At 62.1% G+C, this 14,725-nt stretch carries 16 protein-coding genes; 5 read left to right on the top strand and 11 right to left on the bottom strand.

The window, feature by feature from the left end:
- Positions 1-222: 222 nt before the first annotated feature.
- The 4 genes from nth to rsxD are packed head-to-tail and all read right to left on the bottom strand — an operon-like array spanning position 223 to position 3,283.
- Positions 223-864: an endonuclease III gene (gene nth / locus ACUXAC_RS08240; protein WP_019455952.1), complete on the bottom strand. Its 642-nt coding sequence runs from the start codon at positions 862-864 to the stop codon at positions 223-225.
- A complete protein-coding gene (locus ACUXAC_RS08235) occupies positions 864-1,562 on the bottom strand; it encodes an electron transport complex subunit E (RefSeq protein WP_038873082.1) in 699 nt (232 codons plus the stop codon). The genes nth and ACUXAC_RS08235 overlap by 1 nt, the downstream gene beginning before the upstream one ends.
- Positions 1,559-2,188 carry an electron transport complex subunit RsxG gene (gene rsxG / locus ACUXAC_RS08230; protein ID WP_033652583.1) on the bottom strand — a complete coding sequence of 210 codons (630 nt, stop codon included), beginning with the start codon at positions 2,186-2,188 and terminating at the stop codon, positions 1,559-1,561. Before rsxG ends, ACUXAC_RS08235 begins: the two co-directional genes overlap by 4 nt.
- Positions 2,189-2,197: 9 nt before the next feature.
- The gene (gene rsxD / locus ACUXAC_RS08225) at positions 2,198-3,283 is read right to left on the bottom strand and encodes an electron transport complex subunit RsxD (protein WP_197808469.1); all 1,086 of its coding nucleotides are present in this window, start codon (positions 3,281-3,283) and stop codon (positions 2,198-2,200) included.
- 364 nt (positions 3,284-3,647) lie between these two features.
- Here rsxD and ACUXAC_RS08220 point away from each other — a divergent pair, with 364 nt between their 5' ends.
- Positions 3,648-4,541: a helix-turn-helix domain-containing protein gene (locus tag ACUXAC_RS08220; RefSeq protein ID WP_060419143.1), complete on the top strand. Its 894-nt coding sequence runs from the start codon at positions 3,648-3,650 to the stop codon at positions 4,539-4,541.
- Between the two features lie 34 nt (positions 4,542-4,575).
- On the opposite strand, the gene rsxC is transcribed toward ACUXAC_RS08220, so the two are convergent.
- The 4 genes from rsxC to ACUXAC_RS08200 form a co-directional block, all read right to left on the bottom strand.
- A complete protein-coding gene (gene rsxC / locus ACUXAC_RS08215; RefSeq protein WP_454266595.1) occupies positions 4,576-7,002 on the bottom strand; it encodes an electron transport complex subunit RsxC in 2,427 nt (808 codons plus the stop codon).
- On the bottom strand, positions 6,995-7,567 hold the full coding sequence (rsxB, locus tag ACUXAC_RS08210) for an electron transport complex subunit RsxB (protein ID WP_004938428.1): 573 nt from the start codon (positions 7,565-7,567) through the stop codon (positions 6,995-6,997). The genes rsxC and rsxB overlap by 8 nt, the downstream gene beginning before the upstream one ends.
- Positions 7,567-8,148: an electron transport complex subunit RsxA gene (gene rsxA, locus ACUXAC_RS08205; RefSeq protein ID WP_004938443.1), complete on the bottom strand. Its 582-nt coding sequence runs from the start codon at positions 8,146-8,148 to the stop codon at positions 7,567-7,569. Before rsxA ends, rsxB begins: the two co-directional genes overlap by 1 nt.
- A gap of 135 nt (positions 8,149-8,283) precedes the next feature.
- Positions 8,284-8,724: a DUF2569 domain-containing protein gene (locus ACUXAC_RS08200; RefSeq protein WP_047567683.1), complete on the bottom strand. Its 441-nt coding sequence runs from the start codon at positions 8,722-8,724 to the stop codon at positions 8,284-8,286.
- Between the two features lie 231 nt (positions 8,725-8,955).
- Here ACUXAC_RS08200 and ACUXAC_RS08195 point away from each other — a divergent pair, with 231 nt between their 5' ends.
- Complete coding sequence (locus ACUXAC_RS08195; protein WP_454266594.1) at positions 8,956-9,996, top strand: oxidoreductase; 1,041 nt, start codon at positions 8,956-8,958, stop codon at positions 9,994-9,996.
- A gap of 74 nt (positions 9,997-10,070) precedes the next feature.
- On the top strand, positions 10,071-11,075 hold the full coding sequence (locus ACUXAC_RS08190; RefSeq protein WP_038873888.1) for a bile acid:sodium symporter family protein: 1,005 nt from the start codon (positions 10,071-10,073) through the stop codon (positions 11,073-11,075).
- An 11-nt stretch (positions 11,076-11,086) separates the two neighbouring features.
- Here ACUXAC_RS08190 and ACUXAC_RS08185 read toward each other — a convergent pair whose 3' ends face one another.
- The 3 genes from ACUXAC_RS08185 to ACUXAC_RS08175 form a co-directional block, all read right to left on the bottom strand.
- Positions 11,087-11,632, bottom strand: a complete 546-nt coding sequence (locus ACUXAC_RS08185) for an AAA family ATPase (RefSeq protein ID WP_070914928.1) — start codon at positions 11,630-11,632, stop codon at positions 11,087-11,089.
- Positions 11,633-11,746: 114 nt separating this feature from the next.
- Positions 11,747-12,745: an adenosine deaminase gene (add, locus tag ACUXAC_RS08180; protein ID WP_016927887.1), complete on the bottom strand. Its 999-nt coding sequence runs from the start codon at positions 12,743-12,745 to the stop codon at positions 11,747-11,749.
- A 136-nt stretch (positions 12,746-12,881) separates the two neighbouring features.
- On the bottom strand, positions 12,882-13,637 hold the full coding sequence (locus ACUXAC_RS08175) for a DeoR/GlpR family DNA-binding transcription regulator (protein ID WP_049201919.1): 756 nt from the start codon (positions 13,635-13,637) through the stop codon (positions 12,882-12,884).
- Positions 13,638-13,734: 97 nt separating this feature from the next.
- Between ACUXAC_RS08175 and ACUXAC_RS08170 the strand changes: the two genes are divergently transcribed.
- On the top strand, positions 13,735-14,331 hold the full coding sequence (locus tag ACUXAC_RS08170) for an NUDIX domain-containing protein (protein ID WP_100396346.1): 597 nt from the start codon (positions 13,735-13,737) through the stop codon (positions 14,329-14,331).
- Entirely contained in the window at positions 14,328-14,696 is a 369-nt protein-coding gene (locus ACUXAC_RS08165) for a hypothetical protein (RefSeq protein WP_060419134.1), read from the top strand. Before ACUXAC_RS08170 ends, ACUXAC_RS08165 begins: the two co-directional genes overlap by 4 nt.
- Positions 14,697-14,725: the final 29 nt, after the last annotated feature.

Genomic DNA, 14,725 nt, shown 5'->3' with positions numbered 1-14,725 from the left:
AAAACGGGACTGGCATTTGTGAACGCCTTGTGATCCCGAAAGCGTGACGTTCACCGCAATTTTCGACTAATTTTTCGCTTGAAAATAACACGGCACTGAGTTTTTCACTGAAAACCGCGATAACGCCGGGGTTACTGCTGCGCGATATCACATTTCCGATAAAAAAGAGGCGTTGGCGGGGGAAAGAACGCGGTGGGGTACGGTTTGCCGCACCCCACAAACTCAGGATTCCGGATAAACCTTTTCTTTATACTCGCACAGGTCTTCGATAATGCAGGAGCCGCAGCGCGGTTTGCGCGCGATGCAGGTATAGCGGCCGTGCAGGATCAGCCAGTGGTGGCAATCGACCTTGAATTCGGCGGGCACCACCTTCAACAGCTTCTCTTCCACCTGATCGACGTTCTTGCCCGGCGCGAAGTGGGTGCGATTGCACACCCGGAAGATATGGGTGTCGACGGCGATGGTGGCCCAGCCGAAGGCGGTGTTGAGCACCACGTTGGCGGTCTTGCGGCCGACGCCGGGCAACGCTTCCAGCGCGGCACGGTCTTCCGGCACTTCGCCACCGTGCAGCTCCAGCAGCATGCGGCAGGTTTTGATCACGTTTTCGGCCTTGCTGTTGAACAGGCCGATGGTCTTGATGTACTCCTTGACGCCATCAACCCCCAGCGCCAGCATGGCGGCGGGGGTGTTGGCGACCGGATAAAGCTTGGCGGTCGCCTTGTTGACGCTCACGTCGGTGGCTTGCGCAGACAGCAGCACCGCAATCAGCAGTTCAAACGGCGTGGTATACACCAGCTCGGTGGTCGGGTGCGGGTTGTTGTCGCGCAGCCGGGTCAGAATTTCCAGTCGCTTCTGCTTGTTCATCAGGCCTTCTCAGCACGTCCTTGTTCCAGCAGCGGTTCCACCGCCACGGCGCGGGCTTTGCGCGCCTTCATTTTTTCGTCGATCAGATATTTGACCGCCAGCAGCAGCCCCAGGCCGATAAAGGCGCCCGGCGGCAGCATCGCCAGCAGGAAGGGGCTGTCGAAATGCACCACTTCGATGCGCAGCGACTTGGCCCAGCCGCCCAGCAGCTGATCGGCGCCGTCGAACAGCGTGCCGTTGCCCAACAGTTCGCGCATCGAGCCCAGCGTCACCATCACGCCGGTAGCGCCGAGGCCGATGGCCATGCCGTCCAGCGCCGAGAGGCCGACCGGCTTCTTGGCGGCTACCGCTTCGGCGCGGCCCACCACGATGCAGTTGGTCACGATCAACGGAATAAAGATGCCGAGCGACTGATACAGGCCGAAGGCATAGGCGTTGATCAGCATCTGCACGATGCTCACCACGGCGGCGATGATCATCACGTAGATAGGAATGCGCACCTCGCTCGGCACCCAGCGGCGCACCGCGGAGATGGAGGCGTTGGTCAGCGTCAGCACCAGCGTGGTGGCCAGCCCCAGGCCGAGCGCATTGGTGACGGTGGAGGTCACCGCCAGCAGCGGACACATGCCCAGCAGCTGCACCAGGGCGGAGTTGTTTTTCCACAGCCCCTGGACGATCAATTCTTTGGCTTCACTCATTCGCTGGCTCCACACGCAGGTAAGCTTTCAAGTTTAGGCGGCAGCGTTTCCATATACAACGCCGTGCGGCGTACCGCATTGACCACCGCTCGCGGGGTGATGGTGGCGCCGGTGAACTGGTCGAACATGCCGCCGTCTTTCTTCACCGCCCAGCGCTTATCGTCCGGGCCTTCGATTTTCTTGCCGCTGAAGAAGGAAATCCAGTCGGAAATGCGCAGTTCGATTTTGTCCCCCAGCCCCGGGGTTTCGTGGTGCTCAATGACTCGGGTGCCGAGCACCGTGCCGTTGAAATCGGCGCCGACCAGCAGCTTGATGGCGCCGGAGTAGCCGTCCGGCGCGGTGGTTTCCAGCGCGGCGGCGGTCGGCTGCCCGTTTTTGCGCGCCAGGTACAAGCGGTGCGGCGCGCCGTCGCCCAGCGCCGGGTCGCTGACCAGGAAGCATTCGTTCTGCATGACGTTGTCGTAGTTTTCCGGCGGCACCACCTGATCGAGCAGCGCTTTTTGTTGCAGCGCCGCCTGATGGGCGATGGTGGTTTTCGTCAGGGCGTAGACCACGGCGGTCAGGCCGGTGGTGACCGCCGCGAACACCGCCAGCGTGGTGCCGTGCTTTCTCATGGAATTCAGCATGGCGGCTCCTTAGCGATGGCCGTACACGCGCGGCTGCGTGTAGTGGTCGATTAACGGGACGGTGATGTTGGCGAGCAGCACGGCGAAGGCTACGCCGTCAGGGTAGCCGCCATAGACGCGGATCAGCCACACCAGCACGCCGATCAGCGCGCCGTAGATCAAACGGCCCTTCGGCGTAGTAGAGGCGCTGACCGGATCGGTGGCGATAAAGAACGCGCCCAGCATGCTGGCGCCGGAGAACAGGTGGATCAGCGGCGAAGCCTGATGCGCCGGATCGATCCACCAGGCCAGGCCGGAACAGAAGGCGATGGCGGCCAACATGCTGAAAGGGATCTGCCAATGGATCAGGCGGCGCGCCAGCATAAACAGGCCGCCGGCCAGGAAGCCGAGGTTGACCCACTGCCAGCCGATGCCGGCCAGGGCGCCGCCAAACAGCGGCTGCTGCAGCACCTGTTCCACGCTGTGGCCGCTGCGCAGGCCGGTTTTGAAGCCGTCGAGCGGCGTGGCCTGGCTGATACCGTCCACGCCCATCTGCAGTTCGTGCAGCGTCGCGCCTTGCGAGGTATGGCCGCTGAAAATGGCCAGCAGCGTGTCGTGGAGCGAGAGTGCGGTGGCGCGCAGCTCATCCGGCGGCAGCCAGCTGGTCATCTGTACCGGGAAGGAGATCAGCAGCACCACGTAACCGACCATTGCCGGGTTGAACGGGTTCTGCCCGAGGCCGCCGTACAGCTGCTTGGCGATGACGATGGCGAAGAAAGTACCGATGACGATCATCCACCAGGGGGCCAGCGGCGGCAGGCTGATGCCGAGCAGCAGCGCGGTGAGCAGGGCGGAGTTATCCGCCAGCCGGCTGCGCACCGGCAACTTGCGCAGCTTGAGGATCGCGCCTTCCGCCGCCAGCGCGACGATCGCCGCCAGCGCCACCTGAATCACTACGCCGTAGCCGAAGAACCAAATCTGTGCCGCGATGCCGGGAATGCACGCCAACATGACCCACAGCATGATGCGGCTGGTGCTTTGCTGGTTGTGGGTGAAAGGCGAGCTGGCGATGTGTAAGCCTTTGGCGGCTGTGGGTGATACCGGCCTGAACTTCATAGAGTAACGATACCTTCTGCGCCGCGCCTGCGGCAGTTTCGATGCGCCGTTCTGAAGGCGCGGCAAAAATGATAGCCGAGCATTCTACCTGATTCGATGCGAGGGTAATACGCCTTAATAATAGGGGTATTCAGCTTTTCGCATTCGCGGCGATCGGGGCAATGCAATTTGATTTTTTTTTGGCCGGAAAATGGGCTAACGTGAGGAATTGTCAGTGGAACTTGTGCCGCTAGCGACCGCAAAAAACCGGGTAACCGTATGAATGAGATATGATTTTTCTCCAAGTTTTCGCACAAAATAACAACTTTCACATAATCTGTGTAGGTTACTATCGCGACATTATTGAGTTAGTGAATCCATAATAATGACAAATGAAGACATTTTTTTTATTGAAGAGCTAATTGAGTGGGTGGAGATACATCTGGAGAAACGGCCAAACTTGGATGAAGTCGCGCGTATTTCGGGCTATTCCAAGTGGCATCTGCAGCGTAAATTCAAGCGTATTACCGGCATTCAACTCGCCACCTATATCCGTTCGCGCATCCTGACGCGCGCCGCGGTGGCGCTGCGCATCACCCGTCGCTCGATCATCGACATTTCCGATGAGCTGGGCTTCGACTCGCAGCAGACCTTTACCCGCATGTTCAAGCAGCGCTTCAACATCACCCCCAATCGCTACCGCGCGATGGAGCACTGGGATGTGAAAAACCTGATGCCACGCTTTAACTTCGAAGCCAGCTACGGCGCCGGTTATTATCCGGAGGTGAAGCGGCTGACGCTGCCCGAGATGCAGCTGGTCGGCTTCACGCGCCGGCTGGATTTCGCCTCCGAGCAGGAGCTGGAGTACTCTTCCTGCATGGCGATGAAGGACGAGATTTTCAACGACTTCTTCAAGGGGCTGCACGTCGACTGCCGGCGGATTTACAGCATCTATTCCCCCCAGGCCGGGGAAGGCGACGAGCTGTCATCCACGCTGGTGATGGCGGTCGATCCTGAACACAAAAAGGATATTCTTTCCAACCATCAGATAGACACCTTCCATTTGCCGAGCCGCGAGTTTATCTCCATCAACCATAAGGGCACGGCGAAAGAGTGTCTGCAGTTTTTCGGTTACCTGATGTCGCATGTGATGCCAGGGCTGAAGGATGAGGTGCGCGGCAGTATGGAAATGGAGATCATTCAGACCAAAGAGTGGAATCCGGAATCTAAACTGCGTCAGATTGAGGTGGATTACACCTACCTGATCTCTATCGATTAAACGGCGCCCGGCGTAGGCCCGGCGCCGCTATCGATCATTTTTCTTCCGTTGCGGCCGCCAGCGATTCTCTGGCGGCTTTCTTCGCTTTGGCGCGGGCGATAGCCGCTGCCACCGCCGCCTTTCGCGGATCTTCCTCGGCGGTCGCCGGTGCCGTTTCCGCCGGTGCAGGGGCGTCCGCCTGCTGCGCCGCTTTCTTGGCTTTGGCGCGGGCGATAGCCACCGCGACCGCCGCCTTGCGTGGGTCTTCTTCGGCTGCAGCCGGCGCCGGTTCTGCCGGTGCAGAGGCATCCGCCTGTTGCGCGGCTTTCTTGGCTTTTACGCGCGCCAGTGCCGCCGCGACCGCCGCCTTGCGCGGATCTTCTTCGGCTGCAGCCGGCGCCGGTTCCGCCGGTGCAGAGGCATCCGCCTGTTGCGCGGCTTTCTTGGCTTTGGCGCGGGCGATAGCCGCCGCAACCGCCGCCTTGCGCGGATCTTCTTCGGCTGCAGCCGGCGTCGGTTCCGCCGGTGCAGAGGCATCCGTCTGTTGCGTGGCTTTCTTGGCTTTTACGCGCGCCAGGGCCGCCGCGACCGCCGCCTTGCGCGGATCTTCTTCGGCTGCAGCCGGCGCCGGTTCCGCTGGAGCAGGGGCATCCGCCTGCTGCTCTGCCTTTTTGGCCTTCACGCGCGCCAGGGCGGCCGCAACGGCCGCTTTGCGCGGATCGTCCTCTGTTGCCGCCGGGGCGGAGCTGTCTGCGGCCGGCGCTTCTTTGCGTGCTTTCACACGGGCCAGCGCTGCGGCCACGGCGGCTTTGCGCGCGTCGTCGCCGGAAACGGCCGGTGAGGCTTGCTCTGCTTCGGCAGCCAACTGGGCTCGGCGTTCGCGCGCCTGCGCTTTACGCGCTTCGCGGGCGGCGATCATCTCGCTGTTATCCGGCTGCTGGCCGTCGACCGGCGTGACCGCCGCTTCGGCATTTTTGCTGCGCACGCGCGCCAACGCGGCCTGCACCGCGCCCTGATCGTCGTCGGTCAGTTTGACGGCGGCTTTTTTGTGCCGCTCTTCGCGCGCCAGCTTCTCGCGTTCCAGACGGGCCAGTTTGGCTTCGTAACGCGCCTTGGCCTCGGCGGTGCGCGCCGCCTCCAGATCGATAGCCTTGATCTCGGCCTTTTCCTGACGGTAGTACTGCACCAGCGGGATGTTGCTGGGGCAGACGAACGCGCAGGCGCCGCATTCGATGCAGTCGAACAGGTTATGGTTGCGCGCCTTGTCGTGCTCTTGTCCGCGGCTGAACCAGTACAGCTGCTGCGGCAGCAGCCCGGCAGGGCATGCGTCTACGCATAGGCCGCAGCGGATGCAGGACTGCTCCGGCTCCTGCGGCGTCATTTCATCGACCGTCGGCGCCAGAATGCAGTTGCTGATCTTGACGATCGGTACATTCAGCGCGGGCAGGGTGAAGCCCATCAGCGGGCCGCCCATGACTACCATCTGCTGCGCCTGCGGGCGGAAACCGGCGAAGTCGAGCAGGTGCTGCACCGGCGTGCCGATGCGCGCCCACAGGTTGCCCGAGCGCTCGATAGCCTCGCCGGTCAGGGTCACCACGCGCTCAATCAGCGGTTCGCCGTCGACGATTGCTCGTTTGATGGCGAAGGCGGTGCCGACGTTCTGCATCAGCACGCCGATGGCGGAGGAGTGCTTGCCGTGCGGCACTTCCTTGCCGGTCAGGATCTTGGTCAACTGCTTGGCGCCGCCGGACGGGTATTTGGTGGGGATAACGCGCAGCCCAATGCCGGACTGGCCGCGCAGCGCCTGCTTCAGCGCCGCGATCGCCTCCGGTTTATTGTCTTCGATGCCGATCAGCGTGACCTTGGGCTGCAGAATGTGTTGCAGGATCTGCGTGCCGTCGATGATCTGGTCGGCATGTTCCTGCATCAGGCGGTCGTCGGCGGTAATGTAAGGCTCGCACTCGGCGGCGTTGAGGATCAGCGTTTCCACGCCGCTCATGCCGCCCTGCAGTTTGCTGGCGGTCGGGAAACCGGCGCCGCCCAGACCGGCGATGCCGGCCTGATGAATACGTTGAATCAGCTCTGCGGCGGGCGCCTGGCGGTAGTCCGCCACCGGATCGCGCTCGCACCAGCGGTCTTCCCCGTCCGCCTCGATAATCACGCACAGTTCCGTCAGCCCGGAAGGGTGAGCGGTGATGTGCGGCGTGATGGCGCTGACGGTGCCCGAGGTTGGGGCGTGTACCGGCACGGTGCGGCCACGGCCGACGGTCAGCGGCTGGCCTTTCAACACCCGATCGCCGGCGTTGACGCACAGCTCGCCTTCCGGCCCCAGATGCTGCTGCAGCGGAATGATAAAGGTCTTGGGCAGGGGAGCGACACGCAGCGGCGCACCGCTGGACTGCGTTTTCATTTCCGGTGGATGGATCCCGCCGTCGAAATCCCAGATCCGGTCTTTTTTAAAGGCGGCGAACAGATTAAGCATGTTGCTCCACGTGGATCACTTGCACCGGGATCGTCTTCATGTCCCACTTCCAGTTGGCAGTGGTGGTGGCGACCGGTCTCATTTCAATACAGTCGGTAGGGCAAGGGGCGACGCACAGATCGCAGCCGGTGCAGAGGTCGGTGATGACGGTGTGCATGGCGCGGGTGGCGCCGACGATGGCGTCCACCGGGCAGGCCTGAATGCACTTGGTGCAGCCGATACAGTTGGCCTCGTCGATATAGGCCACTTTACGCTCCGGCTCGGCGGCGGCTTCGCTGCCCAGCGGCTGCGGCTCGACGTTGAGCAGCTCCGCCAGCTTCAGCATCACCTGTTCGCCACCCGGCGCGCATTTGTTGATCATCTCGCCGTTGGCCACCGCCTCGGCGTAGGGGCGGCAACCGGGGTAGCCGCACTGGCCGCACTGGCTCTGCGGCAGGATCGCGTCGACCTGCTCGGCGACCGGATCCTCTTCCACCTCAAAACGGCGCGCGGCGTAGCCCAACACCAGTCCGAACAGCAGGCCGAGCGCGCTTAAAGCCGCGATAGCTATCCACAACGCAGTCATTAGAATTTCACCAGCCCGGTAAAGCCCATAAAGGCCAGCGACATCAGCCCGGCGGTGATCAGCGCGATCGAGGAGCCGCGGAACGGCGCCGGCACGTCGGCGACCGCCAGGCGTTCGCGAATGGCGGCGAACAGCACCATGACCAGCGAGAAACCGGCGGCGGCGCTGAAGCCGTAAACGGCGGACTGCAGGAAGTTGTAGCCGAGGTTAACGTTAAGCAACGCCACGCCCAGCACCGCGCAGTTGGTGGTGATCAGCGGCAGGAAGATGCCCAGCAGGCGGTAGAGCGCCGGGCTGGTTTTGCGCACCACCATCTCGGTGAACTGCACGACGACGGCGATCACCAGAATGAAGGAGAGCGTGCGCAGGTACACCAGATCCAGCGGAACCAGAATAAAGGTGTTGATCACCCAGGCGCTGACGGAGGCCAGCGTCATAACGAAGGTGGTGGCCATTCCCATGCCGATGGCGCTTTCCAGCTTCTTGGAAACGCCGAGGAACGGGCACAGGCCAAGAAACTTCACCAGAACGAAGTTGTTCACCAGTACGGTGCCGACAAACAGGAGCAGGTATTCGGTCATTGCGATGCCTAAAAAAATAAAAGCCGCCTATTATCGGAAATCGGCGGCCGGACGACAACATATGAATCGCAGGGGTATTGCCTTTTTTGGTGAAAATTTACACAAATCACCCAATAAAACGTGCTGCAACCGCCTTTAACGTTCGGTAAAGGTCCCTTTGACCCGCTGCGAGCGCTTGATGTAAGGCACCAGCAACGCCGCCATCAGCAGCGGCCAGCCGAGGCTGCGCACCGCCACTTCATCCGGTACCGGCGCGAAGGCGAAGGCTTTCACCGCCAGGATCACCGTGATCAGCAGCCACAGCAAGAACAGCTTGGGGAAGCGCTGCGAGCGCTGGCAAAACAGCCACAGCAGCCATAGGGTGAAGCACCACATCAAGAGCGTGGTCAGCACCGAAAAGTACCATTGCAGGGTAAACGCCTGGGCGTTGGTCAGCAGGTAGTCGCGCGACTCGGGCATAAAGATCGCCATGGCGTACAGGAGCAGCATCAGGCTGGCGCTGAGCAGGGTGACGATCAGATAGGCCATCGGGGCCAGCAACCAACCGCCGATACGAGAGTATTCAGCTTGAGACATAAAGGCTTCCTGATTGAAACGGGGATCACAGGCGGCATAGCTTAGCGGGTAATACCGGCTTCGTCATCTCTATCAACCGGATAGCCCGGCATCGCGGCGCGTGGCAGCACGTTTGGCTACTCGACGCCGTATTGAGCCTGCTTCAAATTAACATCTCATTTACTTCTTGTTCCATCCGGCCGCATGGTGTCAAATCGAAAGGTCTGTCGTGAGCCTGCAAGAGGAAATCCCATGGCTGAAAAAATTCGTGTTGGGCTGGTCGGTTACGGCTACGCCGGCAAAACCTTTCATGCGCCGCTGATCGCCGGTACGCCGGGGTTCGAGCTGGCCGCTGTCGCCAGCAGCGATGCCGGCAAAGTGCACGCCGACTGGCCGTCGATGGCGGTGGTGGGCGATGCGCAGGCGCTGTTCGCCGATCCGGCCCTCGATCTGATCGTGATTCCTACCCCCAACGATACCCATTTCCCGCTGGCGCAGCAGGCGCTGGCCGCCGGCAAGCATGTGGTGGTGGATAAACCGTTTACCGTGACATTGTCAGAAGCGCAGGCGCTGCAACAGCAGGCGCAGCAGAGCGGTTTGCTGCTGTCGGTATTTCACAACCGCCGCTGGGACAGCGACTTCCTTACCCTGAAAGCGCTGCTGAATGAGGGTGCGCTGGGCGAGGTGGTCTATTTCGAGTCGCATTTCGATCGCTACCGGCCGCAGGTGCGCCAGCGCTGGCGCGAACAAGGCGGCGTCGGCAGCGGAATCTGGTACGATTTAGGGCCGCATCTGCTCGATCAGGCGTTGCAGTTATTCGGCAAGCCCGACCGGCTGTTCGTCGATTTGGGGGAGCTGCGGCCGGGCGCGCAGGCGGTGGACTATTTCCACGCGCTGCTGAGCTATGGCAATCGCCGCGTGGTGCTGCACGCCAGCATGCTGGCGGCGGCGGAGAGCCCGCGCTACGTGGTGCACGGTACCCGCGGCAGCTATATCAAATACGGCCTGGACCCGCAGGAAGACCGGCTGAAGGCCGGCGAGCGCCTGCCGCAGGCCGACTGGGGCTATGACATGCGCGACGGCGTGGTGACGCTGTCACGTGGCGATCTGCTGGCGGAGCAACCGCTGCTCAACATTCCCGGCAATTACCCGGCCTATTACGCCGCGGTGCGCGACGCGATCGCCGGCACAGGCGAAAACCCGGTGCCGGCCGCCGACGCCATTGCGGTGATGGCATTGATCGAACTGGGGTTGGAGTCGGCCCGGCTGCAGCAGGCGCTGCCGGTGGCCTGATACCGCCCGTTTCTCCAGTGGCCCGGCGCAACGTCGGGCCTTTTTACGACTTTACGTGCAAGGAAATCCGTTTCATGTCCTGGTTGCAGCGTTTGCGCATTGATAAATTTTTGCTGGTTCTGATTTTGGTGGTGATCGTCGCCTCGCTGTTCCCCTGCGAAGGCATCTGGAAAACCTTCTTTGAACACCTGACCACCGCCGCCATCGCGCTGCTGTTCTTTATGCACGGCGCCAAGCTGTCGCGCGAGGCGATCGTCGCCGGCATGAGCCACTGGAAGCTGCATCTGCTGGTGTTCCTCAGTACCTTTGCGCTGTTCCCGCTGCTTGGGCTGGCGATGAACCTGCTGGTGCCGGGCATTATGACGCCGACGGTCTATCTCGGCTTCCTCTACCTGTGCGCGCTGCCGGCCACGGTGCAATCGGCCATCGCCTTTACCTCGGCGGCGGGCGGCAACGTGGCGGCGGCGATCTGCAGCGCCTCGGCGTCGAGCATTCTCGGCGTGTTCCTGTCGCCGCTGCTGGTGGGGGCGTTGATGCATACCCAGGGCGGCAACACCGACGTGCTGCACGCCATCGGTTCAATCATTCTGCAGCTGATGGTGCCGTTCGTGGTTGGCCATCTGGCGCGGCCGCTGATCGGCAAGTGGGTCGATCGCCATCGCAAGCTGATCAACCTGACCGACCGCTCGTCGATCCTGCTGGTGGTGTACACCGCGTTCAGCGCGGCGGTGGTGGAAGGGATTTGGCACCGTATCGACGGCTGGTCGCTGCTGACCATCCTGGTGATGTCGCTGGTGCTGCTGACGGTGGTGTTGGTGATCAACACCTATGCGGCGCGCTGGCTGGGCTTCAATACCGCCGATGAGATCACCATCGTTTTCTGCGGCTCGAAAAAGAGCCTGGCGAACGGCATCCCGATGGCCAACGTGCTGTTCCCGGCTGCAGCGGTGGGCGCCATGGTGCTGCCGCTGATGATTTTCCACCAGGTGCAACTGATGGTGTGCGCGGTGCTGGCGCAGCGCTATGCGCGTAAAACCGCCAAACAGCGGGCCGAGGCGGAGGCGCTGGTGGCCAAATAAAGCACAGGCCGCTAACGGCGGCCCAGCGCGTCGAGCAGAAAGTCGGCGCGCTCGTCGGGTGAGGCGCGCGGCAGTTCCTGCAGCCGATAACCCGATCGGCGGTAGACGGCCAGCATCGCTTGGTAGGTCTGCTCGGCTTCGGCGAAAGATTGTTTTCTCTCGCTGTCCTGCGCGTAGATCGCTTGCCACGGCGGGGCGATGAACACCGTATCGGCATAGCGAAAAGCGCCGATCGCCGCGGTTAAGGGGGCGGGGATCGGCAACCCGCACAGCGTCAGGTAACCGGCGATATCCGGCAGGCCGCGATCGAAGAACCAGCATGTTGCGCCCGTCGCTTCTCGCCATGAGCGCAGCTCCCAATCCAGCATCCGCTCGGCGAAAGCCTGGCGATCGCCCCATGGCAGCGCATTGCCGCCAATACCCACCTGATCCTGAATAATCGCCCGGCCCGCCTCCTGCGAATGCGGGTAACCTCGGCGATGAAGAACGTCGATGAGCGTGCTTTTGCCCGAACCCGGGCCGCCGGTCAGCACGATGCGGCGTAGTTTGTCAGACATACGGAATTCCTCTCTTGCGGCAGAGCTATGGGTGAAAACAGCGATAAAGACGAGCAGGCGGAAGAAAATGGGGGGGGGGTGAGAAGAAGGCGCCGCTTGGCGCCTTGGGGAGATTTAACCCTGAACTTTGGCGCGCAGCGCCTGTTTTTCCTGCTCGCTGAGGAAGGCCAGCTTCAGGCCGTTTTCCTGTGCGGTGCGGATTTCCTCCGGCGTCAGCCCGGCCTGCGGCGCGGCGACGCGGTATTCGTGCTCGATCTCGATGCCCTGAACCGCCGGATCGTCGGTGTTGATCGATGCCAGCACGCCGTGGCGCAGGAAGGTGGCCAGCGGATGCTGCGCCAGCGAAGGCACGGTGCTGGTCTGGATGTTGGAGGTCAGGCAGGATTCGATGCCGATGCCGTGTTCCGCCAGGAAGTCCATCAGCGCCGGATCTTCGACCGCTTTCACCCCGTGGCCGATACGCTCGGCGCCCAGTTCGCGGATCGCCTGCCAGATGCTTTCCGGGCCGGCGGCTTCGCCCGCGTGCACGGTGATGCGCAGGCCGGCGTCGCGGGCGCGGTTGAAGTGGCTGAGGAACAGGCTGCCGGGGAAGCCCAGCTCATCGCCCGCCAAATCCAGCGCGGTAATGCCGTCGCGGTGCGCCAGCAATCCTTCCAGTTCCTGCAGACAGGCGGCCTCGCCGAAGGTGCGGCTCATGATGCCGATCAGGCGAATGTCGATGTCACGATCGCGGCAGCCCGAACGGATCCCGTCGATCACCGCTTCCACCACGCCGGCGACCGGCAGCTGGTGCTTCATCGCCATGTAGTAAGGGGAAAAACGCAGCTCGGCGTAGTGCAGGCCGGCGTTGGCGGCGTCTTCGACGTTTTCGTAGGCCACGCGGCGGCAGGCGTCCAGATCGCCCAGCACCGCTACGCCCCAGTCCAGTTTCTGCAGGAAGCTGACCAGATCCGGTTCGGCGTGGGTGATCTGCACGTGCGGGCGCAGGCTCTCCAAATCGTTGGCCGGCAGGGCGAGATTGAACTGGCGACCGAGGTCGAGAATGGTCTGCGCGCGGATATTGCCGTCGAGATGGCGGTGAATGTCGGTAAGCGGTAGGCGGGGATCGATCATGCTGGGCACTCGCTAATTTATCGTAGGTAAAGTGCAGAACAGTATAAAAACAAATGAATGAAACTTGCCATCTCGTTGCATAAAAAAGTGACTTACATCACAAATAATGCGAGGTGTATCGCATTATCGTCGTGAATCAGGCTTTCAACACGCTGACGCCCGCCTGCTGCAACGGCGCGATCAATGCGTCGTCGGTGGCGCGTTCAACGATGATGGTATGCGCCAGCGTAATGTCACCGATCGCATACTGCGAGGCGGCGTTAAGCTTGGCGGCGGAAGCCAGCACCACGGTTTCCGCCGCGCGGGCCGCCAGCGCCCGCTTGATGTAGGCCTCTTCCAGATCGCCGGTGCTCAGCCCTGCAGTGGGGTGCACGCCGGTCACGCCCATAAAATAGAGATCGGCGCGAATATGCGACATCGCCTCCACCGCGGCGGCGCCGACGCTGACGATCGAATGCTTGTACAGCCGGCCGCCGATCAGGATCACCTCCACCGTGGGGTGATCGACCAGGCCCACGGCGACGCTGGGGCTGTGGGTGACGATGGTGGCGTTCAGGTTGAGCGGCAGCTGCCGGACCAGTTCTGCAGAGGTGGTGCCACCGTCGATAATCACTACCTGGCCGGGGGCGATCAGCGCCGCTGCGGCTTTGGCGATCGCGCGTTTGGCGCCGGATTCCAACTGATTGCGCTCGGCGAAGCTGGCAATGGCAGAGGAAACCGGCAGGGCGCCGCCATGTACCCGCTGCAGCAACCCCTCGGCGTCCAGTTCGCGCAGATCGCGCCGGACAGTATCTTCCGACAACCCAAACATTTCGCTGAGCTGCTTGGCCAACACCTGGCCGTCCTGGGCCAGTTTTTCCAGGATGATCTTCTTGCGCTGGCTGGTCAACATGGCCATTTTCCTCTCAAATTTGGGTTGCACGAAATTCCTTGATCATACACGAAACTGCACGATAGTATCAATTTCCTTCCTCTGGCGGAGTAAACCGATGATAGCCACCAAAGACAGGGTTCGCATTGTCGAAACCCGGGTGTTGTCCGATGACTGGTACCTGCTGAAAAAAACCACCTTTGATTTTCTGCGGCGCGACGGCGTTTGGCAGCGACAAAGCCGTGAGACCTACGATCGCGGCGATGGCGCGGTGATTTTGCTGTTCAACCGGCAGGCGCAAACGGTGATCCTGACGCGCCAGTTCCGTTTTCCGGTGTTCGTCAACGGCCATGACGGCATGTTGATTGAGGCCGCCGCCGGTTTGCTGGACAACGCGTCGCCGGAGGAGCGCATCCGCGCCGAAGCGGAAGAGGAAACCGGCTATTTCGTGCAGAGCGTGGAAAAGGTGTTCGAAGCCTACATGAGCCCAGGCTCGGTCACCGAGAAGCTGCACTTTTTCGTCGGCGAATATCAGGCGGGCGACCGCATCAACGAGGGCGGCGGGGTGGCGGCGGAGGGGGAAGATCTGGAGGTGCTCGAGCTGCCGCTGGCGCAAGCCCTGCAGGCGGTTCGCCAGGGCACGATCGTTGACGCCAAGACCATCATGCTGCTGCAGTTTGTCGCCTTGAACCGGACATTGGAGGAAGAACGATGAAAGCCCAACAAATCTTGATCGCCGGCCCCTATCGCAGCGGCACCGATGGCGATCCGCAGCGTATCGCCGCCAATCTGGCGCGCCTGGAACAGGCGGCGCTGGCGGTTTACCAGCGGGGGCACGTGCCGGTGATCGGCGAGTGGCTGGCGCTGCCGTTGGCGGCGGCGGCGGGTTCCACTCAGGTTGGCGATGCGGTGAGCGAGGCGTTTCTTTACCCGGTGGCCCACCGGCTGATTGCGCAGTGTCAGGCGGTGTATCGCATCGAAGGGGCGTCTGCGGGAGCCGATAACGACGTGCGGTTGGCCAACGAGTGGGGCCTGACGGTTTATCGCCGCCTGGAGGACATTCCGCCTGTTCAGGGGTAATCGAGGGGCGGGCAGAGGCTCGCCCCCTC

It is taken from the genome of Serratia sp. 121840015-1 (assembly GCF_053627655.1).
The sequence above is the reverse complement of the archived record's forward strand: the minus strand, read 5'-3'. Positions and strand labels throughout refer to the sequence as shown.

Bases quoted from the DNA above. Each gene is read 5' to 3' on its own strand.
- ACUXAC_RS08165 (WP_060419134.1), top strand. From the start codon at position 14,328: ATGAAAGCCCAACAAATCTTGATCGCCGGCCCCTATCGCAGCGGCACC.
- ACUXAC_RS08170 (WP_100396346.1), top strand. From the start codon at position 13,735: ATGATAGCCACCAAAGACAGGGTTCGCATTGTCGAAACCCGGGTGTTG.
- add (WP_016927887.1), bottom strand. From the start codon at position 12,745: ATGATCGATCCCCGCCTACCGCTTACCGACATTCACCGCCATCTCGAC.
- rsxG (WP_033652583.1), bottom strand. From the start codon at position 2,188: ATGCTGAATTCCATGAGAAAGCACGGCACCACGCTGGCGGTGTTCGCG.
- ACUXAC_RS08190 (WP_038873888.1), top strand. From the start codon at position 10,071: ATGTCCTGGTTGCAGCGTTTGCGCATTGATAAATTTTTGCTGGTTCTG.
- ACUXAC_RS08195 (WP_454266594.1), top strand. From the start codon at position 8,956: ATGGCTGAAAAAATTCGTGTTGGGCTGGTCGGTTACGGCTACGCCGGC.
- rsxC (WP_454266595.1), bottom strand. From the start codon at position 7,002: ATGCTTAATCTGTTCGCCGCCTTTAAAAAAGACCGGATCTGGGATTTC.
- ACUXAC_RS08200 (WP_047567683.1), bottom strand. From the start codon at position 8,724: ATGTCTCAAGCTGAATACTCTCGTATCGGCGGTTGGTTGCTGGCCCCG.
- ACUXAC_RS08185 (WP_070914928.1), bottom strand. From the start codon at position 11,632: ATGTCTGACAAACTACGCCGCATCGTGCTGACCGGCGGCCCGGGTTCG.
- nth (WP_019455952.1), bottom strand. From the start codon at position 864: ATGAACAAGCAGAAGCGACTGGAAATTCTGACCCGGCTGCGCGACAAC.
- rsxA (WP_004938443.1), bottom strand. From the start codon at position 8,148: ATGACCGAATACCTGCTCCTGTTTGTCGGCACCGTACTGGTGAACAAC.
- ACUXAC_RS08220 (WP_060419143.1), top strand. From the start codon at position 3,648: ATGACAAATGAAGACATTTTTTTTATTGAAGAGCTAATTGAGTGGGTG.
- ACUXAC_RS08175 (WP_049201919.1), bottom strand. From the start codon at position 13,637: ATGTTGACCAGCCAGCGCAAGAAGATCATCCTGGAAAAACTGGCCCAG.
- rsxD (WP_197808469.1), bottom strand. From the start codon at position 3,283: ATGAAGTTCAGGCCGGTATCACCCACAGCCGCCAAAGGCTTACACATC.
- rsxB (WP_004938428.1), bottom strand. From the start codon at position 7,567: ATGACTGCGTTGTGGATAGCTATCGCGGCTTTAAGCGCGCTCGGCCTG.
- ACUXAC_RS08235 (WP_038873082.1), bottom strand. From the start codon at position 1,562: ATGAGTGAAGCCAAAGAATTGATCGTCCAGGGGCTGTGGAAAAACAAC.